This window comes from Peribacillus sp. BM1, assembly GCF_056679975.1.
On record NZ_CM155259.1, the window covers coordinates 2,383,141 to 2,399,959 of the forward strand.

Annotated in this window: 16 protein-coding genes and 1 pseudogene; 10 read left to right on the plus strand and 7 right to left on the minus strand. The window is 37.4% G+C overall.

Features of this window, described 5'->3' with window-relative positions; translation table 11 throughout:
- The first annotated feature begins 266 nt into the window (after positions 1-266).
- Together AC1MGI_RS11465 and cphA are read left to right on the plus strand one after the other, a co-directional pair.
- Positions 267-1,076, plus strand: a complete 810-nt coding sequence (locus tag AC1MGI_RS11465; protein WP_480345384.1) for a cyanophycinase — start codon at positions 267-269, stop codon at positions 1,074-1,076.
- The gene (gene cphA, locus AC1MGI_RS11470; protein ID WP_480345385.1) at positions 1,073-3,688 is read left to right on the plus strand and encodes a cyanophycin synthetase; all 2,616 of its coding nucleotides are present in this window, start codon (positions 1,073-1,075) and stop codon (positions 3,686-3,688) included. The genes AC1MGI_RS11465 and cphA overlap by 4 nt, the downstream gene beginning before the upstream one ends.
- Before the next feature lie 90 nt (positions 3,689-3,778).
- On the opposite strand, the gene yidC is transcribed toward cphA, so the two are convergent.
- Positions 3,779-4,561 carry a membrane protein insertase YidC gene (yidC, locus tag AC1MGI_RS11475; protein WP_480345386.1) on the minus strand — a complete coding sequence of 261 codons (783 nt, stop codon included), beginning with the start codon at positions 4,559-4,561 and terminating at the stop codon, positions 3,779-3,781.
- Positions 4,562-4,591: 30 nt separating this feature from the next.
- The gene (locus tag AC1MGI_RS11480; RefSeq protein WP_480345387.1) at positions 4,592-4,879 is read right to left on the minus strand and encodes a hypothetical protein; all 288 of its coding nucleotides are present in this window, start codon (positions 4,877-4,879) and stop codon (positions 4,592-4,594) included.
- Positions 4,880-5,379: 500 nt separating this feature from the next.
- Here AC1MGI_RS11480 and AC1MGI_RS11485 point away from each other — a divergent pair, with 500 nt between their 5' ends.
- Together AC1MGI_RS11485 and AC1MGI_RS11490 are read left to right on the plus strand one after the other, a co-directional pair.
- Positions 5,380-5,793 (plus strand): hypothetical protein, encoded by a 414-nt coding sequence (locus tag AC1MGI_RS11485; RefSeq protein ID WP_480345388.1) that lies wholly within the window; start codon positions 5,380-5,382, stop codon positions 5,791-5,793.
- A gap of 11 nt (positions 5,794-5,804) precedes the next feature.
- Positions 5,805-6,008 carry a hypothetical protein gene (locus AC1MGI_RS11490; protein ID WP_480345389.1) on the plus strand — a complete coding sequence of 68 codons (204 nt, stop codon included), beginning with the start codon at positions 5,805-5,807 and terminating at the stop codon, positions 6,006-6,008.
- A gap of 272 nt (positions 6,009-6,280) precedes the next feature.
- Here AC1MGI_RS11490 and AC1MGI_RS11495 read toward each other — a convergent pair whose 3' ends face one another.
- Positions 6,281-7,102: a glycerophosphodiester phosphodiesterase gene (locus AC1MGI_RS11495; RefSeq protein ID WP_480345390.1), complete on the minus strand. Its 822-nt coding sequence runs from the start codon at positions 7,100-7,102 to the stop codon at positions 6,281-6,283.
- A gap of 236 nt (positions 7,103-7,338) precedes the next feature.
- Between AC1MGI_RS11495 and AC1MGI_RS11500 the strand changes: the two genes are divergently transcribed.
- A complete protein-coding gene (locus AC1MGI_RS11500) occupies positions 7,339-7,506 on the plus strand; it encodes a YvrJ family protein (RefSeq protein WP_062181767.1) in 168 nt (55 codons plus the stop codon).
- A 111-nt stretch (positions 7,507-7,617) separates the two neighbouring features.
- On the opposite strand, the gene cspD is transcribed toward AC1MGI_RS11500, so the two are convergent.
- The gene (gene cspD / locus AC1MGI_RS11505; protein WP_480345391.1) at positions 7,618-7,821 is read right to left on the minus strand and encodes a cold-shock protein CspD; all 204 of its coding nucleotides are present in this window, start codon (positions 7,819-7,821) and stop codon (positions 7,618-7,620) included.
- A gap of 999 nt (positions 7,822-8,820) precedes the next feature.
- Between cspD and AC1MGI_RS11510 the strand changes: the two genes are divergently transcribed.
- On the plus strand, positions 8,821-10,398 hold the full coding sequence (locus AC1MGI_RS11510) for a peptide chain release factor 3 (RefSeq protein WP_480345392.1): 1,578 nt from the start codon (positions 8,821-8,823) through the stop codon (positions 10,396-10,398).
- A 562-nt stretch (positions 10,399-10,960) separates the two neighbouring features.
- Positions 10,961-12,307: a Na+/H+ antiporter NhaC gene (gene nhaC / locus AC1MGI_RS11515; protein WP_480349773.1), complete on the plus strand. Its 1,347-nt coding sequence runs from the start codon at positions 10,961-10,963 to the stop codon at positions 12,305-12,307.
- Between the two features lie 38 nt (positions 12,308-12,345).
- Here the strand turns inward: nhaC and AC1MGI_RS11520 are convergent, their stop codons facing one another.
- Positions 12,346-13,536: an FtsW/RodA/SpoVE family cell cycle protein gene (locus tag AC1MGI_RS11520; protein WP_480345393.1), complete on the minus strand. Its 1,191-nt coding sequence runs from the start codon at positions 13,534-13,536 to the stop codon at positions 12,346-12,348.
- 435 nt (positions 13,537-13,971) lie between these two features.
- Positions 13,972-14,163: an alpha/beta-type small acid-soluble spore protein gene (locus AC1MGI_RS11525; protein WP_049680522.1), complete on the minus strand. Its 192-nt coding sequence runs from the start codon at positions 14,161-14,163 to the stop codon at positions 13,972-13,974.
- A gap of 545 nt (positions 14,164-14,708) precedes the next feature.
- Between AC1MGI_RS11525 and AC1MGI_RS11530 the strand changes: the two genes are divergently transcribed.
- Both AC1MGI_RS11530 and AC1MGI_RS11535 read left to right on the plus strand, forming a co-directional pair.
- Positions 14,709-14,873, plus strand: a complete 165-nt coding sequence (locus tag AC1MGI_RS11530; protein WP_062181754.1) for a hypothetical protein — start codon at positions 14,709-14,711, stop codon at positions 14,871-14,873.
- Positions 14,866-15,009, plus strand: a complete 144-nt coding sequence (locus tag AC1MGI_RS11535; RefSeq protein ID WP_480345394.1) for a hypothetical protein — start codon at positions 14,866-14,868, stop codon at positions 15,007-15,009. Before AC1MGI_RS11530 ends, AC1MGI_RS11535 begins: the two co-directional genes overlap by 8 nt.
- 103 nt (positions 15,010-15,112) lie before the next feature.
- On the opposite strand, the gene AC1MGI_RS11540 is transcribed toward AC1MGI_RS11535, so the two are convergent.
- Positions 15,113-16,156: an acyltransferase family protein gene (locus tag AC1MGI_RS11540; RefSeq protein WP_480345395.1), complete on the minus strand. Its 1,044-nt coding sequence runs from the start codon at positions 16,154-16,156 to the stop codon at positions 15,113-15,115.
- A 546-nt stretch (positions 16,157-16,702) separates the two neighbouring features.
- Between AC1MGI_RS11540 and AC1MGI_RS11545 the strand changes: the two are divergent.
- Positions 16,703-16,804, plus strand: a pseudogene (locus AC1MGI_RS11545) (hypothetical protein); the annotation flags it as partial.
- Positions 16,805-16,819: the final 15 nt, after the last annotated feature.

The following is a 16,819-nucleotide window of genomic DNA, read 5'->3' on the forward strand; positions in this document are numbered from 1 at the left end:
TGTTACCTCTTTATCTTTAGCCAAAGCGGTCTTCTCCTTTATTTTGATTTTCGAAATGATGCTGACAATTTTCCCTGTCCTTATAACCTTTTTAAACGTATTCTTCCTCATAAATAAAATTCCAAACCAATTGATTTATTAAATTTCTGTTTCTACATGCATACTTTTCATACGAAAAATCATAATAAAATAGGTATGATTTTTTCAAAAGAAGTAGATGATGGGTATTTGGAAAACAAATTAATCTATAAAGGTGATCAAAATCGATGAGTGTTGGTGAGCTATTAATAATAGGTGGAGCTGAAAAAAAGTGTCCGCAAGGAGACGTATTAAATTTGTTTGTCGATTTGGCTAAGGGAAGATCAGGAGCAATTGGAATTATCCCAACTGCAAGTGAGATTCCAGAAGAGGTGTGCGAAGACTATATACACACCTTTCATCAATTGGGTGTTAATGATATTGAAATCTTGTCCATTAAAAATAGAGCAGAAGCTGATTCTCCTGAAATTCGGAAACGAATATCATCACTTGCGGCTGTATTTATTACAGGTGGAGATCAAAGTCGACTAGCAGACATTATAAGAGGTACAGTTCTTCATGATGCGTTAATGGACACGTGGAGAGATGGATTGATTTTGGGTGGAACGAGTGCTGGAGCATCCATTATGGCACATCAAATGATTGTTGCTGCGGATACGAAACTTGACGATGATAAATTGAAAGTTGAACTCGGAGCGGGATTTGGATTTCTCGACAAGTTCATCATTGATCAACATTTTTCTCAAAGAGGAAGATTCGATCGCTTGCTGAGCGTCATTGCGGAAAATAGGGAAGTTATCGGGATTGGGATAGATGAAAATACAGCTATCCTTGTCAAAGACGATCAATTTAAAGTGTTTGGCGAGCATCAGGTATTAGTCATTGATGGCAGAAATAGTGATTTTGTAGATATCATAGTTTCAGAAAACGGAAGTGAGGAATTAACGATTTCTAACTTCGCACTTCATACACTTACAAAAGGATATCAATTTGATTTATTAAAAAGACAACTCATAAAAAAGGGGAAGAAGAAATGAAGATTAATCGAGTTAGATATTTAAAGGGGCCAAATTACTTTTCATATTCGCCTACCTTACTTATTGAGTTGGATATTGAAGAATTGGAATATCAGCCTTCAGATATCATACCAGGATTCAACGAAGCATTGATGGAATCGATCCCTTCACTTCTTTCTCATACATGTTCTAAAGGATATACTGGTGGTTTCTTTGATCGTCTCAAGCGAGGTACTTGGATGGGACATATCTTAGAGCATATAGCCATTGAACTACAAAATTTAGCAGGAATTGAAGTAAGACGCGGGAAAACCATTGCAGGGGAAAATCCAGGTATTTATTATGTTACGTATAGCTATAAAGAGAAGAAATCAGGTCTTTGTGCATTTAATTCTGCAGTGAAAATCGTCGAGAGCATCCTCTCGAATTCAAAACCTGTAAAAATTGAATCTTACGTGGATGAAATTGCGGAACTATACTATTCAAATAAATTAGGTCCAAGTACCGAAGCTATTTATCAAGCAGCTCTACAGGAAGAGATACCTGTTCAACAAATAGGGGACGATAGTTTATTGAGACTTGGCACTGGTTCGAGGCAAAAGTTTGTCCAAGCTACGATTACGAGCCAAACATCAAATTTAGCTGTTGAACAATCCTGTGATAAACAAATGACAAAGGATATTTTAACAAATTGCGGTTTGCCAGTGCCGATTGGGGTGGTCGCCCAGACGCTCGAGGAAATCTTCCAGAAGGCCGATTTAATTGGCTATCCCCTTGTCCTTAAACCATTAAAAGGGCGACAAGGACAAGGAGTAATGACGAATATTAAGAATCGTGAACAATTGTTCAATGTTGTCAATTGTCTTGAACCGCAAGGAGAATCATATATTATCGAGCGCTATTACGAAGGGAATGATTACCGGCTTCTTGTGGTAAATGGTCAACTTGTTGCGGCAAGTATGAGAATTCCCCCTTTTATTATAGGAAATGGTACTGATACAATCCAAGCGCTTATTGAATTGGAAAATAAAAACCCGATTCGAGGCGACGATCATGAAAAACCAATGACAAAAATCCCTTTAGATCACACTGTTACATGTTATTTAGAAAAAATGAATTTGTCTTTGCAATCGATTCCAGAAAAAGGTGACATTATTCAAGTAGTGGGGAACGCAAATTTGTCAACTGGTGGAAAAGCAATTGATGTAACAGATCAAGTACACGCTACTATTAAAGAGATAGCCGTGTCGGCAGCAAAAGCAATTAATCTAGATATAGCAGGGATAGATTTGATTTGTCCAGATATTTCAAAACCTCTAAATCAAGATGAAGTAGCTATTATTGAGGTCAATGCAGCACCCGGCATTAGAATGCATCATTATCCAAGTGAAGGGAAAAAGCGAGATGTTGGGGCAGCCATTGTGAATTACCTTTTTAAAGAAAGAACTGAAGCCGCGATCCCGATTATTGCGATAACCGGTACGAATGGCAAAACAACAACAGCAAGGCTCGTATCTCATTTCTTATCTGAAGAAGGACGAACAGTAGGAATGGCGAATTCAGATGGCGTCTACATTGGCAGTCAATGCATAGATGAAGGAGATTGCAGTGGTCCAATAAGCGCGAGAAAAGTGTTAGCAAATCCGAATGTTGATTATGCGGTTCTTGAAACTGCACGAGGCGGTATTTTACGGGAGGGACTTGCCTTTAGGCATTGTGATGTTGGCATCATAACAAATGTAGCTGAAGATCATCTTGGCAGTGATGGCATCGTTACATTTGAACAATTAGTAAAGCTGAAGCGACTAATTGCTGAAGTGGTGCATGAGACAGGATATTGCATATTAAATGCTGAAGATTCGAATGTTGCCAAAATGAGTTCACATAGTAAAGGACAAATTATTTATACATCACTGACTGAACATAATCGTTTTGTAAAAAAAGCGCTGCAAGAAGGAGAGCCAGTGTGGTATGTAAATGATTCTGGCTGGATTATGTATGCGAGTGAAGGAAAAAAAGACCGCTTTCTGTTAGGAAGCGACATACCAATTACAATTAATGGGACAGCTAAACATAATCTATCAAATCTGCTTCAAGCATTAGCTGCTGCATATTCACAAGGCGTCTTGATGGATCAGTTACGAGAAAGAGCGGTATGTTTTCATCCTAATAGTAAACTTTCAAAGGGTCGATTTAATATGATGGAATTAAATGGTAGAAAAATTATTATTGACTATGCGCATAATGTAAGTGGCCTTGCTGCAATATTTGATACCGTTAAAAACCTCGCTAAACGGAGGGTGGTGTCTGTGATTGCTGGCCCTGGTGATCGGAAAGATGAGGATTTAAGAAAAATGGCAGTGTTACTAAGCAAGCATTCAGATATTATCTTGTTGAAGGAGGATGATGATCTTCGAGGAAGAGAGCCATTGGAAGTTGCGAATTTAATGAAAGAAACTGTGATCGAAAAGCATATGAATAAGCAAAATGTACTTATTGTTCCAAAAGAACCTGATGCGTACCGTGAAGCATGGGAACTTTCAAAGCCTGATGATCTTCTGTTGTTTTTTTATACAGACTTTGATTATGTAACGGCGTTCTTTTCGAAAATTGCCAAACCGACTCTTAACTAAACGATATGACGAAAACCCGACTTGAGATAAAGTCGGGTTTTTTAGCTGAGTAAATATCAGTGGGTGAATCGATATAACATGCTCATTTCATTAGTCTTTTAACGTTTCAGGAGAAATGAGTACTTCTTGTTTCGGTTCACGTTTATATAATTTTTGTAACGTGTACGTTTGAATGATCATGAATAGTCCTCCAACTGACCAATAGAGAGGCAAAGCTGCAGGTGCTGAAAACGAAACAAAGAGAATCATAACGGGTGAAAGTAAGCCCATGAACTTCATGTTCGTTTGTTGTTCAGTAGGCATTTGTTTTAGGGAAACTCTGAATTGTAGGTAATAAATCACACCTGCAATTACGGCCATGATCATATCTGCCTGTCCAAGGTTATACCATAGGAAGCTATGTGTTGCAATCTCGTGTGATGCTTTAATGGCATAATAAAAACCCATCAAAATCGGCATTTGAATTAACATTGGCAGACAGCCCATATTTAAAGGGTTGACTCCATGTTTTTGGTACAATGCCATCATTTCTTTTTGAAGCTCTTGTTTTTTTACTGGATCTTTTGTTTGTTTGATTTTTTCTTGAATGGCCGCCATTTCAGGTTTTAAGTTGTCCATTTTACCTTTCATATGAAGCTGTGTTTTGTACTGCTTCATTGTTAAAGGAAGAATGAGAATGCGAATGAGCAGTGTTACTAAGATGATGCTTAACCCATAATTTCCATGGAATAGTTGAGCATTGAATTCAAGCAGCCAAATCAACGGATTAATCAGGAATGTTTGGAAAAATCCATCCCCTGATCCAGAAGTGGCTTGGCACCCAGTTAACATAAGTGTAAGCATTGAAACAATTACAATCATATTTTTCTTCAATATATTTCCTCCTCGTTTTGTTTAATTGATCTAAACAACGAGAAGGGAAGCTGGTTCATCTGAGTCATCAGGAGACTCTTTTCTGTGAATCACTATAAAAAAACGTTGAATTCCTCTGCGTTCAAAAAATTCTGCAGATATATATGCATGCTTCAGTTGCAGGATTTGATGAGCATCCTGCCCTTTGCCTTGCGTAAAAAAGTCATTTTTATGAATAAAGTAAATGGCTGAAACAGGAATAAAGAGGGCGAGAATACATCCAGCCATCATTGCGTTAAGAACGGTTTGATAATCAAAGTCAAGCAATAATTCCCACATAGGAACCCCTCATTTTCTAGTTAAAAGCTCTACCTACACTATAACAAATTATATTAAATATACAAGTTTTTTTAGTAAGGAAGAAGGTTCCTCCTTACGGAAATTGTGGATACATCGTTCCTGAGGAATTGTTTTATTCCCTTTTAACAGACTGTAACACCATCACCATTTAAAGAAAGAATAGATATGAAACAAGGTACGGTAGGGTAGATGCCTACATAGTGTAAAGGGTAATGATAAAGTAAATTCGAGGTGAAGGTAAATGAATCCATTCAACCCAAATTCCGGTTTTAATTTTGAAGGCAATCAGTATGTTAATGAGCAGAATAATGATCCTTACTTTAATGAATATGATAATTATGGGGAGTATGCCGAGGTGTTAGCTAGACAGGCAATGGATAATCCAGAGCAGTTGCCAAGTCCTCAGTGGGAAGATTTGAATCAACCTTCATTCGATGGAGGATTTAGGTATCCCAACCAATCACTACAAGGAGGTGGATATGGACAGTACCCTGGATCACCCCCACAAGGAGGAGGCCCCGGACAGTATCCAGGACCACCGCCACAAGGAGGAGGCCCCGGACAGTATCCGGGACCACCCCCACAAGGAGGAGGACTCCGACAATATCCGGGACCGCCCCCACAAGGAGGAGGCCCCGGACAATATCCAGGACCACCTCCACAAGGAGGAGGCCATGGACAGTATCCAGGACCACCTCCACAAGGAGGAGGCCATGGACAGTATCCGGGACCCCCACCGCACGGAGGAGGCCATGGGCAATATCCGGGACCACCTCCACAAGGAGGAGGCCATGGGCAATATCCTGGGCCACCACCACACGGAGGGGGGCATGGCCATGATCATCATGATGGACCGCCAACAGCGGCACCTCCATTATTTGTTCCGCAATTAAGTGGCGGGCTTTTGAAAGCTGTAGATCCAGATAGTTTAAGAGGTTGTTTGTACCGAAATACCTATATTTGGCTCGAAAGCGGCAGAGGCTTTTGGTTTTATCCGACTTATGTCGGCAGATATTCTGTTGCAGGATACCGTTGGAGAAGAAATTTGCAACGGTGGGTTTACTTTGGTGTAGACGCGGATCAAATTCGTTCATTCCAATGTTATTAAAATAGTACACGATTTAATTTAACTATCCAGGAACAAAGAGGAGGTATTAGAAGTATCCGTTATGATGCTTTTAATACCTCTGTTGTCTATAGAGGATGTTCAAAAAGTCCGGTAAAAATAGCTGTCGAATTGCTTCAAAGCTCTGTCTCTCCGGTCCTCACGTATTAACTGCATACGCTTCGGTCCTCTCGAGATGCGCTTCTCGGCTCTTTTTATCCTCCTTTTTGAACACGCACTTATTGAGAATTGGGAATCGCTTATATTAAAGGAAATCAAGTAACAGGTCCGCTATTCTTTTCGTTTAAACTGAAATATTCAGGGAAATCAGTCGCGATTCCATCAAGCTTCATTTTCTCAAATGAATGGACATGCTTTCGATTATTGACCGTCCAAGTGAATGCCATCATTCCACATGCATGTATTCTTTGTTTTAGCTTTTCGTTCATCATCGTTCTTTTGGGATTGATAAATGAAGCAAATTGTGAATATTTCAGTAAAGCTTTGTTTGATATTCCTTTTGGATTATGTTTGATTAGGATCCCGACTGGGACTTCTGGTAAAAGCTCGTGGAATTTTTTAATTGAAGTGATATTGAAAGATTGGACCATCACTTTTGGAGGCTCGATGCCTACTTGCAATCTATTCTTAAGCTCATGAGCTAGTGCCGATTCAATATCAGGATAGTGTTCGGGATGCTTTATTTCAATTAAAATCCCAGCAAAGGGTAAGATTTCATCCAATACAGTGCTTAATAGGGGAATTCTCTCTCCTTTAAACTGCTCGCCATACCAACCACCAGCATCTAATTTAGCCAACTCCTCATATGTAAAATCCTGAACCCTTCCCTTTCCATTTGTTGTCCTCTCCAAGGTTGAATCATGAAAGACAACAATCTTTCTATCAAGGCTCATTTGAATATCAATTTCAATGTAATCAACATGATATTCTAAAGCTTTTTTAAAGGAAGCGATTGTATTTTCAGGGCAATGCCCACCAGCACCTCGATGACCAATCTTGAAAGAAGCATGTGTTGAGGGAAGTGACTGATCTTTTTTGTTAAACCAGCTGTGGAATAAAAGAAAGATTGATTTCATTCGGTTACCTCACTTTCTAAGAACTCTATCTATGACTAAAGGCTGTTCAAAAAGTCTGGTTCACATTTATTTACAACATGCAAAACTATAAAAACTATTTCTCTTCGAACATCTAAGCATATTTTATCCTACTTATTGGTTAGTGCCTAATCGTATTTCAATAGTACATAATTTATAATACGCTGCTACTTTTTCAAAGTTTGGAGGTATAACGAGAGTGAGGGGAGGTGAACGATATGAATGAACTTCTAACATTTGTCAGTGATGTTGGATTTCCAATTATTGTAACATTGTATTTGCTTCATCGATTTGAAGCAAAGCTTGATGTGCTTAATCAAACCATTGTTGAGTTGCCCGATCGTTTGAAGGATCACTTCAATTTGAAAAATAGAAAAGATTGTTGAACGGGACTAACAATCAGTGGGATGAAGAAACCCCGATGATTGAATATTCACTTTGTTTCTGACGTTACAATAAAAAAGATGCGGCCAAGTGGCAGCATCTTTTAAGGTAGATTATAGTTTTACAACATTTGTAGCTTGAGGTCCGCGGTTGCCTTCTTCAATTTCGAATTCGACGTCTTGACCTTCGTCAAGATTTTTGAAACCTTCTCCTTGAATTGCAGAGAAATGTACAAATACATCGTCGCCGCCTTCTACTTCAATAAATCCAAATCCTTTTTCACCATTAAACCATTTAACTTTACCAGTAACTGTCATTCGATAAATCCTCCTAAAAATTAAGCAAATATTAATATATGGTAAAGCTTATTAGTAAAAATAAGCCATTCATATATTAGCAAAATTCCACTAGTTGTGGATGCTTGCTAATATGTGAATTCGTTTCATTTTTCTAAATATTATCTAATCAAATTGTAAAACAAATCAATTTAAATCTCAATCACTATCTTTCATCAAAATGACATTTTCTATCGTATCCTAAAAAGTAATTTCTTATACCCGGATTATCAGCTGTTAAAACATACATAAATAAAGCAAGTATGTTTTAAATTTTCCTTCTTAGGTTAAACAGGAGGATAGAGAGTGGAGATTTATTAACGCTTAATTCGAAAGAAAGCAGGGTGCTAGTATGAAGAAAAAGATGCTAAAACGTGTTGCCGTATTAGTTGCTCCTTTGTTGATAAAAGAAGCAAAAAAATATTGGCAAAAGAAGCAGCAAGCAAAACGACAAAAGCAATAGGTGCCAAACTAAAGCGACTATTCTTAAAATGAAAGCTGTGTTAAACAATATGGTTATTTAAACGGACTTTGGCTCAATTGTGTGAAACTGCGGTTTCACACGCTTTTCATTGTCCAAATGGTAGCTTTACCGCCTTCTCTCTCTTGTTTGTTGAAGTTCCTCAAAGTCGTTTGCGCTTTTATAACAAGCTAAAAAAATCTAAGTTTCTTCAATAATATTTGGTGTCTAGCGAAAGTAGCCTACCACCTCGTCTTATGCTAGGTCAGAGGTTGATCAAGCCGTTTGTACTTTTCTAATGTGCAACTCTTCTTAGGGTATAGCCAAAAAAGAAGCAGATATGATATATTTCTAAAGTGTAGAATGAGTGAACACCGTTCATAAACTATAACTATTGGTATAAATGAAGGAGATACTGACAATAAGATCTTCATTTAAAAGTGTGATGAATAAGAAAAGATGGGCGTTAGTTAACTTGATGGTGGACATTCCACTTATATAGGATAGAAGGGAATAAACATATGACTACATTAAACGATGAGGTTCAATCAAGAAGAACCTTTGCTATTATCTCCCACCCGGATGCTGGGAAAACAACTTTAACGGAAAAGCTGCTTTTATTTGGTGGTGCCATCCGTGATGCAGGAACCGTTAAAGCAAGGAAAACTGGTAAGTATGCGACAAGTGATTGGATGGAGATTGAAAAGCAACGTGGAATTTCAGTCACTTCATCTGTCATGCAATTTGATTATGATGATTTTCGTGTGAATATATTAGATACACCAGGTCACCAAGATTTCAGTGAAGACACATACCGTACACTTATGGCAGTCGATAGTGCTGTGATGATTGTGGATTCTGCCAAAGGAATTGAAGATCAAACGATCAAGCTGTTCAAGGTATGCCGGATGCGCGGGATTCCGATTTTTACGTTTATTAACAAAATGGATCGTCAAGGAAAAATGCCGCTTGAGTTACTTGCTGAGCTAGAAGAAGTACTTGGAATTGAAACGTATCCAATGAACTGGCCGATTGGAATGGGAAAAGAATTTGTCGGTGTCTATGACCGGTTTAATAATCGAATTGAGCAATTCAAAAGTGATGAGAAAGATCGGTATCTTCCTTTGAATGATGAAGGAGAATTGGCAGTTGATCATGCATTAAAGGATTCACCTCTTTATGAGCAAACGCTTGAAGAAATCATGCTGCTTTCAGAAGCTGGTAACCAGTTCTCGGAAGAAAATATACTAGCCGGAACGCTTAGTCCAGTCTTTTTCGGAAGTGCATTGACGACATTTGGCGTTCAGACTTTTTTAGATGCATACTTACAATTTGCTCCTGCACCAAAGTCACGAAATACGACAGTAGGAGAAATTCAACCAATAAACGAGGATTTTTCTGGCTTTATCTTTAAGATCCAAGCGAATATGAATCCTAAGCATCGTGATCGTATTGCGTTTTTACGCATATGTTCAGGCAAGTTTGAACGTGGTATGAGCGTATTTCTTAGTAGAACAGGAAAAGCGATAAACTTGTCATCCTCTACTCAATTTTTAGCTGATGATCGTAATACGGTAAATGAGGCAGTAGGCGGTGATATTATCGGTCTTTATGATACGGGGAATTATCAAATTGGTGATACAATTACAACAAGTAAGGAATTGTATCAATTTGACCGTTTACCACAATTCACTCCAGAATTATTTATGAGAGTAACCGCTAAAAATGTGATGAAACAAAAGCATTTTCATAAAGGGATTAATCAGCTTGTGCAAGAAGGAGCGATCCAGTTGTTCAAAACTATACGTATGGAAGAGTATTTGTTAGGGGCAGTAGGTCAGCTACAATTCGAAGTATTTGAACACCGGATGCGCAATGAATACAACGTTGAAGTTATTATGGAGAGAATGGGCAGCAAGATTACTCGTTGGGCAGAGGATGAAAAGATTGATGAAAATCTTCATAGCACACGTAGTATCCTTGTGAAAGATCGGTACGATAAATATGCGTTCCTTTTCGAAAATGATTTCGCTCTGCGCTGGTTCCAAGACAAAAACCCTGATGTAAAGTTATATAATCCAATGGATATGAGTGAATAAAAAATAAGGCTGTCCCATAATGAAAGAGTTAGACCGACATCGCCTATATATCGTTTACCCCGCTTTAACTGGCAGTAAAACCCCGATTGGTGAGATACAGTGAAACTTACCACTGTGTTCTTCAGCGGTTTAGTCTGAGTTCGTTGAATCGGGTTCGTAGTGTCGCTTTATCGAAGATTTAGCGACACTAGAACGGGACTAACAATCAGTGGGGGATGAAGAAAACCCCCACTGATTGAAGTTTCACTTTATATGAAACAATAAATGGTGTATCGAATGTGAGGACTGACCCTTTTGGGACAGCCTCATTTTTTTACTCCTATTGAATTGTTCACATTTGAAAGTCCTGAAAGAGAAGTTACAACATAGGGTATTATACCTTTATAGAAAAAAGGATTGACAAATCCAGCGTATTGGCTTAAATTTAACTTTATGCTTTATCACTTAAAAGCGTCTAAGTGAAAAAGGTAGATAATTCTCTACATTTGCAACTAAGTAGTTTTATACAACATGAAAGTGGGGAAAACAGGTGGAAGTAAAGAACGTGAAATTAAAGCTGTCAATGGGAGAAGCATTGGTCATTCTTGCCATCTCATTAACTATAATTGGAATTGGAATTATTCATTATGAAATGACGCCTCATATACCGATACTTGGTGCCATACTCGTTCTGATTATTTATGGAAGAATGAAAGGACTAACCTTCTCAATCATTGAAAAGGCTATGATAAATGGTGCAGCTCCTGGTTTAGGTGCAATTTACATTTTCTTTTTTATTGGGATGTTAATTTCGAGCTGGATGGCAAGTGGGACCATACCGACCCTTATGTTTTATGGATTTCAATATATTTCAGGCAACTCCTTTTTTGCGATTGTTTTTTTATCAACTTCATTAATTGGCTTATGTATCGGCAGCTCGTTAACAACATCTGCCACTGTAGGCGTCGCGTTTATCGGAATGGCAACTGCACTTGACTTTTCATTGGCAATTACGGCAGGTGCCATTATTTCTGGAGCATTCTTTGGTGATAAAATGTCTCCATTATCCGATACAACCAATCTCGCATCTGAAACAGTAGGAGTTCCGTTATTTGAGCATATTCGAAATATGTTATGGACAACCATTCCAGCATTTTTGATTAGTTTGGTATTGTTTTTCATACTTTCTCCAAGCACAAATGTTACAGGTGTAAAAGAAATGGACGAGATGGTATCTGCATTATCTACTCACACAACAATAAGTCTATGGAGCTTGCTACCATTTGTTATGGTTGGTGGACTAGCTTTGAAAAAGGTTTCCGCCATTCCTACATTATCCGCTGGAATTATTACGGCAATCATTATTACGTTTTTTACCTCACCTGATGTGACTGTAACCGGAATAGCTGATATTTTATACTCAGGGTTTTCTTTAAATAGTGGAGTAGAACAACTTGATTCGATTGTTTCAAGAGGAGGAATTACGAGTATGATGTTTTCCATTTCACTTGTGATTCTGGCCCTTGGGATGGGCGGCTTGCTATTCGAACTAGGTATTATTCCTGCCATTTTAGAAGCCGTTAAGAAAACGTTGACGAACGTCGGGCGTTTAGTTTCTGCCACTGTTTTGACTGGAGTTGGAGTAAATTTTCTCGCGGGTGAACAGTATTTATCGATACTTTTACCAGGGAAAACGTTTCGGCAGGAATATGAAACAATGGGCTTGAAAGCAAAATCATTGGCAAGAGTGTTAGAGGATTCAGGTACTGTCGTAAATCCGCTTGTTCCTTGGGGGGTCTGTGGAGTATTTCTCACCCAGGTACTCGGTGTTCCAACCGTTGAATATGCACCATTTGCTCTTTTTTGTATTCTTTGCCCGCTGCTAAGTTTACTTAGTGGATGGACAAAAATCGGCTTGCACTTTAAATAATCAAAAACCGCTGTTAGAATCCTAACAGCGGTTTTTGATTATTTATTGGATGCAAAGTCCTGATGAATGACGGGCTCTTCAGCTTCTTTCTGGGTTTTTAGATTCATACGCATAATAATATTTTGATACATTCCAATAGAAGTCATCAAAAGCAAGAGTGAGGATCCCCCATAACTTATAAAGGGTAATGTTATACCAGTGATCGGGATGAGACCGGTAGCACCGCCAATATTGATACAAACTTGAATCCCTATCATCGAGGAAATCCCAATAAGGAGAAGGCTACCAAATGGATCGTTGCATTTAGCAGATAGAACGAGACCCCTTAATACAATAAACCCTAAGGTAAGCAGTACGAAGGCTACTCCAAGGAATCCAAGCTCTTCAGCGATAATGGCAATGATAAAGTCGGTATGACTTTCAGGCAAATATCCATATTTCTGCGTACTTTCTCCCAAACCAACTCCTGTTAAGCCTCCATTACCAATTGCAAGCAATGAATTCGCTAACTGAAGACCAGAATCTCCTGCTTGAAAAGGATCTGCAAAGCTTGTGAAACGAGCAATTTTATTAGCAGAAAAAATCTTTGATATATTGCCTGTAACAAAGAAACCTACAATTGCGATCCCAGCGAACATTAGAAATATGGAGAATAACTTTACCAGCCCTCTAAAGGCCATTCCAGATGAAATGATGATGGATGCAGAAATTAAGAATATAATAGCTGCAGTACCATAGTCGGGCTGTATTGCGATAAGCAGACAGATTGTTACAAGAAAAATAATCGGCGGCATGACGGCCTTATCCATATTATTGATGCGGTCCTGTCTTTTACCGTAAATGGCTGCCAAGTAAATAATTAAGGCCAGTTTAGAAAATTCAGCCGGTTGGATGGAAAATCCACCGATTTTAAGCCAGCTTTGAGCATTACCAGCTGTATGTCCGAATAAAAATGTAATGAAAAGTAATCCAGATATTCCGAACATCATAATCATTAAGATTTTTTTATTTTGAAAGAACTTGTAAGGAAAGATCATCATAAAAAACATTGCGCAGAATGATAGTAGCATCGCTTTTTTTTGATTTTGATAAAAATGATCGATGTCATAATCCCATCTTGCTACTGCTGCAATCATGCTCGAGCTGTACACCATGACTAAACCAAATAAGCAGAGTAACACAATGGCGATGAAGGTGGGGTAATCATAAGCTTTTAATATTCTTTTCAATTGTGTGTTCACCTCTGATACGTTTAAGCTATCTGTTTTTATACCGATTAATTGATAACGGAAAATCAAGAAGAATGATCATATCATATCATGATTCCGCTCCTACTTGCTAATAAATATTGCTGTGTATTCGATTCAAAACATTAGTTTATACCCTTTTACATTCGCTAATAAACATGGATAATCCTTTCCATATTTATTGTTTTTTTATAATAGTTCGTTTATAATGAATGTTTTTTAGATTTTCGGAGTTTTTTGGGGGAATATAATAAAATGATGGTAAAAAGAGTGAAATAAAAAAGGGTGACTCTAGTAACAACTCTCCCTATGGTGCTTTAGAGAAATTGTTATCTTAGAGTCATCCTTTGTTTAATTCATGCTAAATTGCATGTAATTGTTTTTTAAATCCATTAGATATTCAGTTTTTTTTTATAATTATCTACCTTGTAGTTGAGATTGAGCTTGTTGAACAAGTCGTTTGGTGATTTCTCCACCAACAGACCCATTTGAACGTGATGTTGATTCTGCACCTAATTGCACTCCGAATTCTTGTGCGATTTCATATTTGATTTGGTCAAGTGCTTGTTCAATTCCCGGTACTAATAAATTATTACTGTTGTTTGCCATTTGTAATCGCCCCTAACTTTTTTTCAGTGGTGGTTAACCACTGTACTAATATTATGGGATAATCACTTGTTTTTATTAATGATTTATTTTGGGAAAGTGCATCAATAATGGTTTGAAAGGATGAAGTTGGAATACATGTAGAATTACGGATGCTATTAGTTGAAGCGAGCGTTTGATGTATGTACGACCTCTTTATCCCGCATTAACGGGCAAGTAGTAACACCCCCAAGCTTTAAATCGAAGAAGCGGTAGGTGGGGGATAACTGCCCGTAAAAGCCCGATTGGTGAGATACAGTTCAACTTAACTTTGTGGTTTTCAAAGGTTTAGTTGAACCAATCGAGTTCGTAGAGCCGCTTTATCAAAGCGTAGCGGTGATATTAGCGACTCTAGAACGGGACTAACAATCAGTGGGGATGAAGACCCCCACTGATTGAAGTATCACTTTATTTTTCCGTATTCAGGGTTGTTGAGATCTGAATAAAATAGAAAGAAATTACCCCATCCTAACAAGCAAGGTACTTTGAATAAGGATGGTGGATGAAAAGTGAAACGAAAAGCAAATGTAGATGGTGCCTTGAAAACGAGCAAGACACCAAAACGAAATCAAGCGGAAAATGAATATGCAAATGAGTTTGCAATGGATGAAAATGTGATGAAAGGTGCAAATCGTAATTCAAAACAAGGGAGAAAAGGGAAAACACATGAATAAACAAAAGATCAAAAAAAAAGAAAATGCACTTCCTAAATACCAAATTCGAGAAGAATTCGGAACGGAATTTACAAGTGATATGAACGCAGCGAAAATTTATGACGTACTTGCCTCAACAAAGCAAAAAAAGAAATAACAACCGAAAAATTAACGATGAAAAATAGATAAGCTTAAACACCCCCCTAGTCTCATTTAGTCTAGGGGGTAAATCTTAGGAAAGATGGGATCTAATCCTATTTTTATTGATCCTGCCAGCGTTTTTTATAGAGTTTGAGATACAGAAAAAATTTATTGATTAAGTTTACAAATTGTGTTGTTTGTACTTCGATGATTGGTTGGGCAAGTGATGTTACGAACTTGCTTGATAAAAGAATGGTTAGTAAAAAGGAAATTCCCGCAAGCATTACATAATTTTCTGCATCTGTAAAGAAACCTTTTATATTGCTTTCTCTAAATGTGCGTATTATAAAGCCATGAAGTAAATATACATAAAGTGTTTGCTCTCCCCATTTGGTGAAGAAGTACCTTTCACGAGGAATTAATGACAGAAAACTAAAGACCATGAGCAAGCTTAGACCATAGAATCCTAATCTTTTGAACATCGAAATGATACTTGCTGTTTCTAATTCGGAATATGGCTTAGATCCAAGAAGCCATTTATAGTTAATGTCTGGATATAAATAAAAGCCAATAAATACAATTACCATAATCATGGTTGCTCCTAAGCGAACTTTTGGATTGAACAGCTTGACCAAATGTTCTTTCTTTAGATGGTATCCAATGAGGAACAGTGGAAAAAATACAAAAGTCCTTGATAAGCTTAAGAAATTAGTGACTATGTCCACATAGCCTATGAGCAGTGTAATTCCGAATGCAACTACGATCCCAGTTAGTGGCTTCAACTTTGCAAAGCCAAGTAACATGATATTCCAGAAAAATAAGCTAATTAGAAACCAAAGTGACCAATGTGGATTGAGGAGATCCACATTTAAAGTAGTTTTATTATATAGAAAAAAGTAGAAAATCGAATAAATGATTTGGAAAATTAGGTATGGAATAATCAGTTTTTTTGTAATTTTAGAAATATATCCTTTTTGATAGAAACCTTTTGCGAAAAAACCAGAAACTAAAATAAAAGCGGGCATATGGAAGGAATAAATGGTTTTATAGAGCGCACTTATTCCCTCGCTCCCTTGAATATAACTGTTTAGGAGATGACCGAATACGACAAACGCTATCAAAATAAATTTTGCATTATCAAAGTAAAAATTTCTTTTTGTCATAAAGTGACCTCCATTCCAAATATCTCTTTTAAATGAGCAAAAAATTACTCTATTTTTATACCCAGTTTTCATGAACGAAAATCATTATATCAAAAATTTTTTAATAACAAAATATTACTAATGTTGGAATTGTCTGAATTTTAATTGAAAAAATTCTAAAATAGTCAAGGTGAATAACGAAATCATGTTAATATGTAATAGAATGTAATTGAATTAATTTTCTAGAAATTAACAAATGATAGGCGTGCTAAAAAAGATATTATTGGTGATAGCATCGAATAATAGTAGTTTCGTAATCATTAATGGATCCTATTGCTGATTTATTTGTAAAAATTCCGATTATCGATCAAGGTCCGGGGATTCCAGAAGAAAAGTTGAGAAGGCTTGGAGAACCATTTTATCCCGCTTTAATGGGCAGTAAAACCCCCAACTCAAGGCTTAGAGGAACCGAGGAAGCGTAGGTGGGGGATAACTGCCCATAAAAGCCCGATTGGTTCAACTAACAATCAGTGGGGAAGAAGAAAACCCCCACTGATTGAAGTTTCACTTTATACTACAAAAGATCGAGGGGCGGGTCTTGGACTTATGGTTAGTTATAAAATTATTGAAGAGCATAAAGGATATATCGAAGTAGAAAGTGAATTATGAAAAGGAACGGCATTC

Bases quoted from the DNA above. Each gene is read 5' to 3' on its own strand.
- AC1MGI_RS11465 (WP_480345384.1), top strand. From the start codon at position 267: ATGAGTGTTGGTGAGCTATTAATAATAGGTGGAGCTGAAAAAAAGTGT.
- cphA (WP_480345385.1), top strand. From the start codon at position 1,073: ATGAAGATTAATCGAGTTAGATATTTAAAGGGGCCAAATTACTTTTCA.
- AC1MGI_RS11480 (WP_480345387.1), bottom strand. From the start codon at position 4,879: ATGTGGGAATTATTGCTTGACTTTGATTATCAAACCGTTCTTAACGCA.
- AC1MGI_RS11485 (WP_480345388.1), top strand. From the start codon at position 5,380: ATGGACAGTACCCTGGATCACCCCCACAAGGAGGAGGCCCCGGACAGT.
- AC1MGI_RS11495 (WP_480345390.1), bottom strand. From the start codon at position 7,102: ATGAAATCAATCTTTCTTTTATTCCACAGCTGGTTTAACAAAAAAGAT.
- AC1MGI_RS11500 (WP_062181767.1), top strand. From the start codon at position 7,339: ATGAATGAACTTCTAACATTTGTCAGTGATGTTGGATTTCCAATTATT.
- cspD (WP_480345391.1), bottom strand. From the start codon at position 7,821: ATGACAGTTACTGGTAAAGTTAAATGGTTTAATGGTGAAAAAGGATTT.
- AC1MGI_RS11510 (WP_480345392.1), top strand. From the start codon at position 8,821: ATGACTACATTAAACGATGAGGTTCAATCAAGAAGAACCTTTGCTATT.
- nhaC (WP_480349773.1), top strand. From the start codon at position 10,961: ATGGGAGAAGCATTGGTCATTCTTGCCATCTCATTAACTATAATTGGA.
- AC1MGI_RS11525 (WP_049680522.1), bottom strand. From the start codon at position 14,163: ATGGCAAACAACAGTAATAATTTATTAGTACCGGGAATTGAACAAGCA.
- AC1MGI_RS11535 (WP_480345394.1), top strand. From the start codon at position 14,866: ATGAATAAACAAAAGATCAAAAAAAAAGAAAATGCACTTCCTAAATAC.
- AC1MGI_RS11540 (WP_480345395.1), bottom strand. From the start codon at position 16,156: ATGACAAAAAGAAATTTTTACTTTGATAATGCAAAATTTATTTTGATA.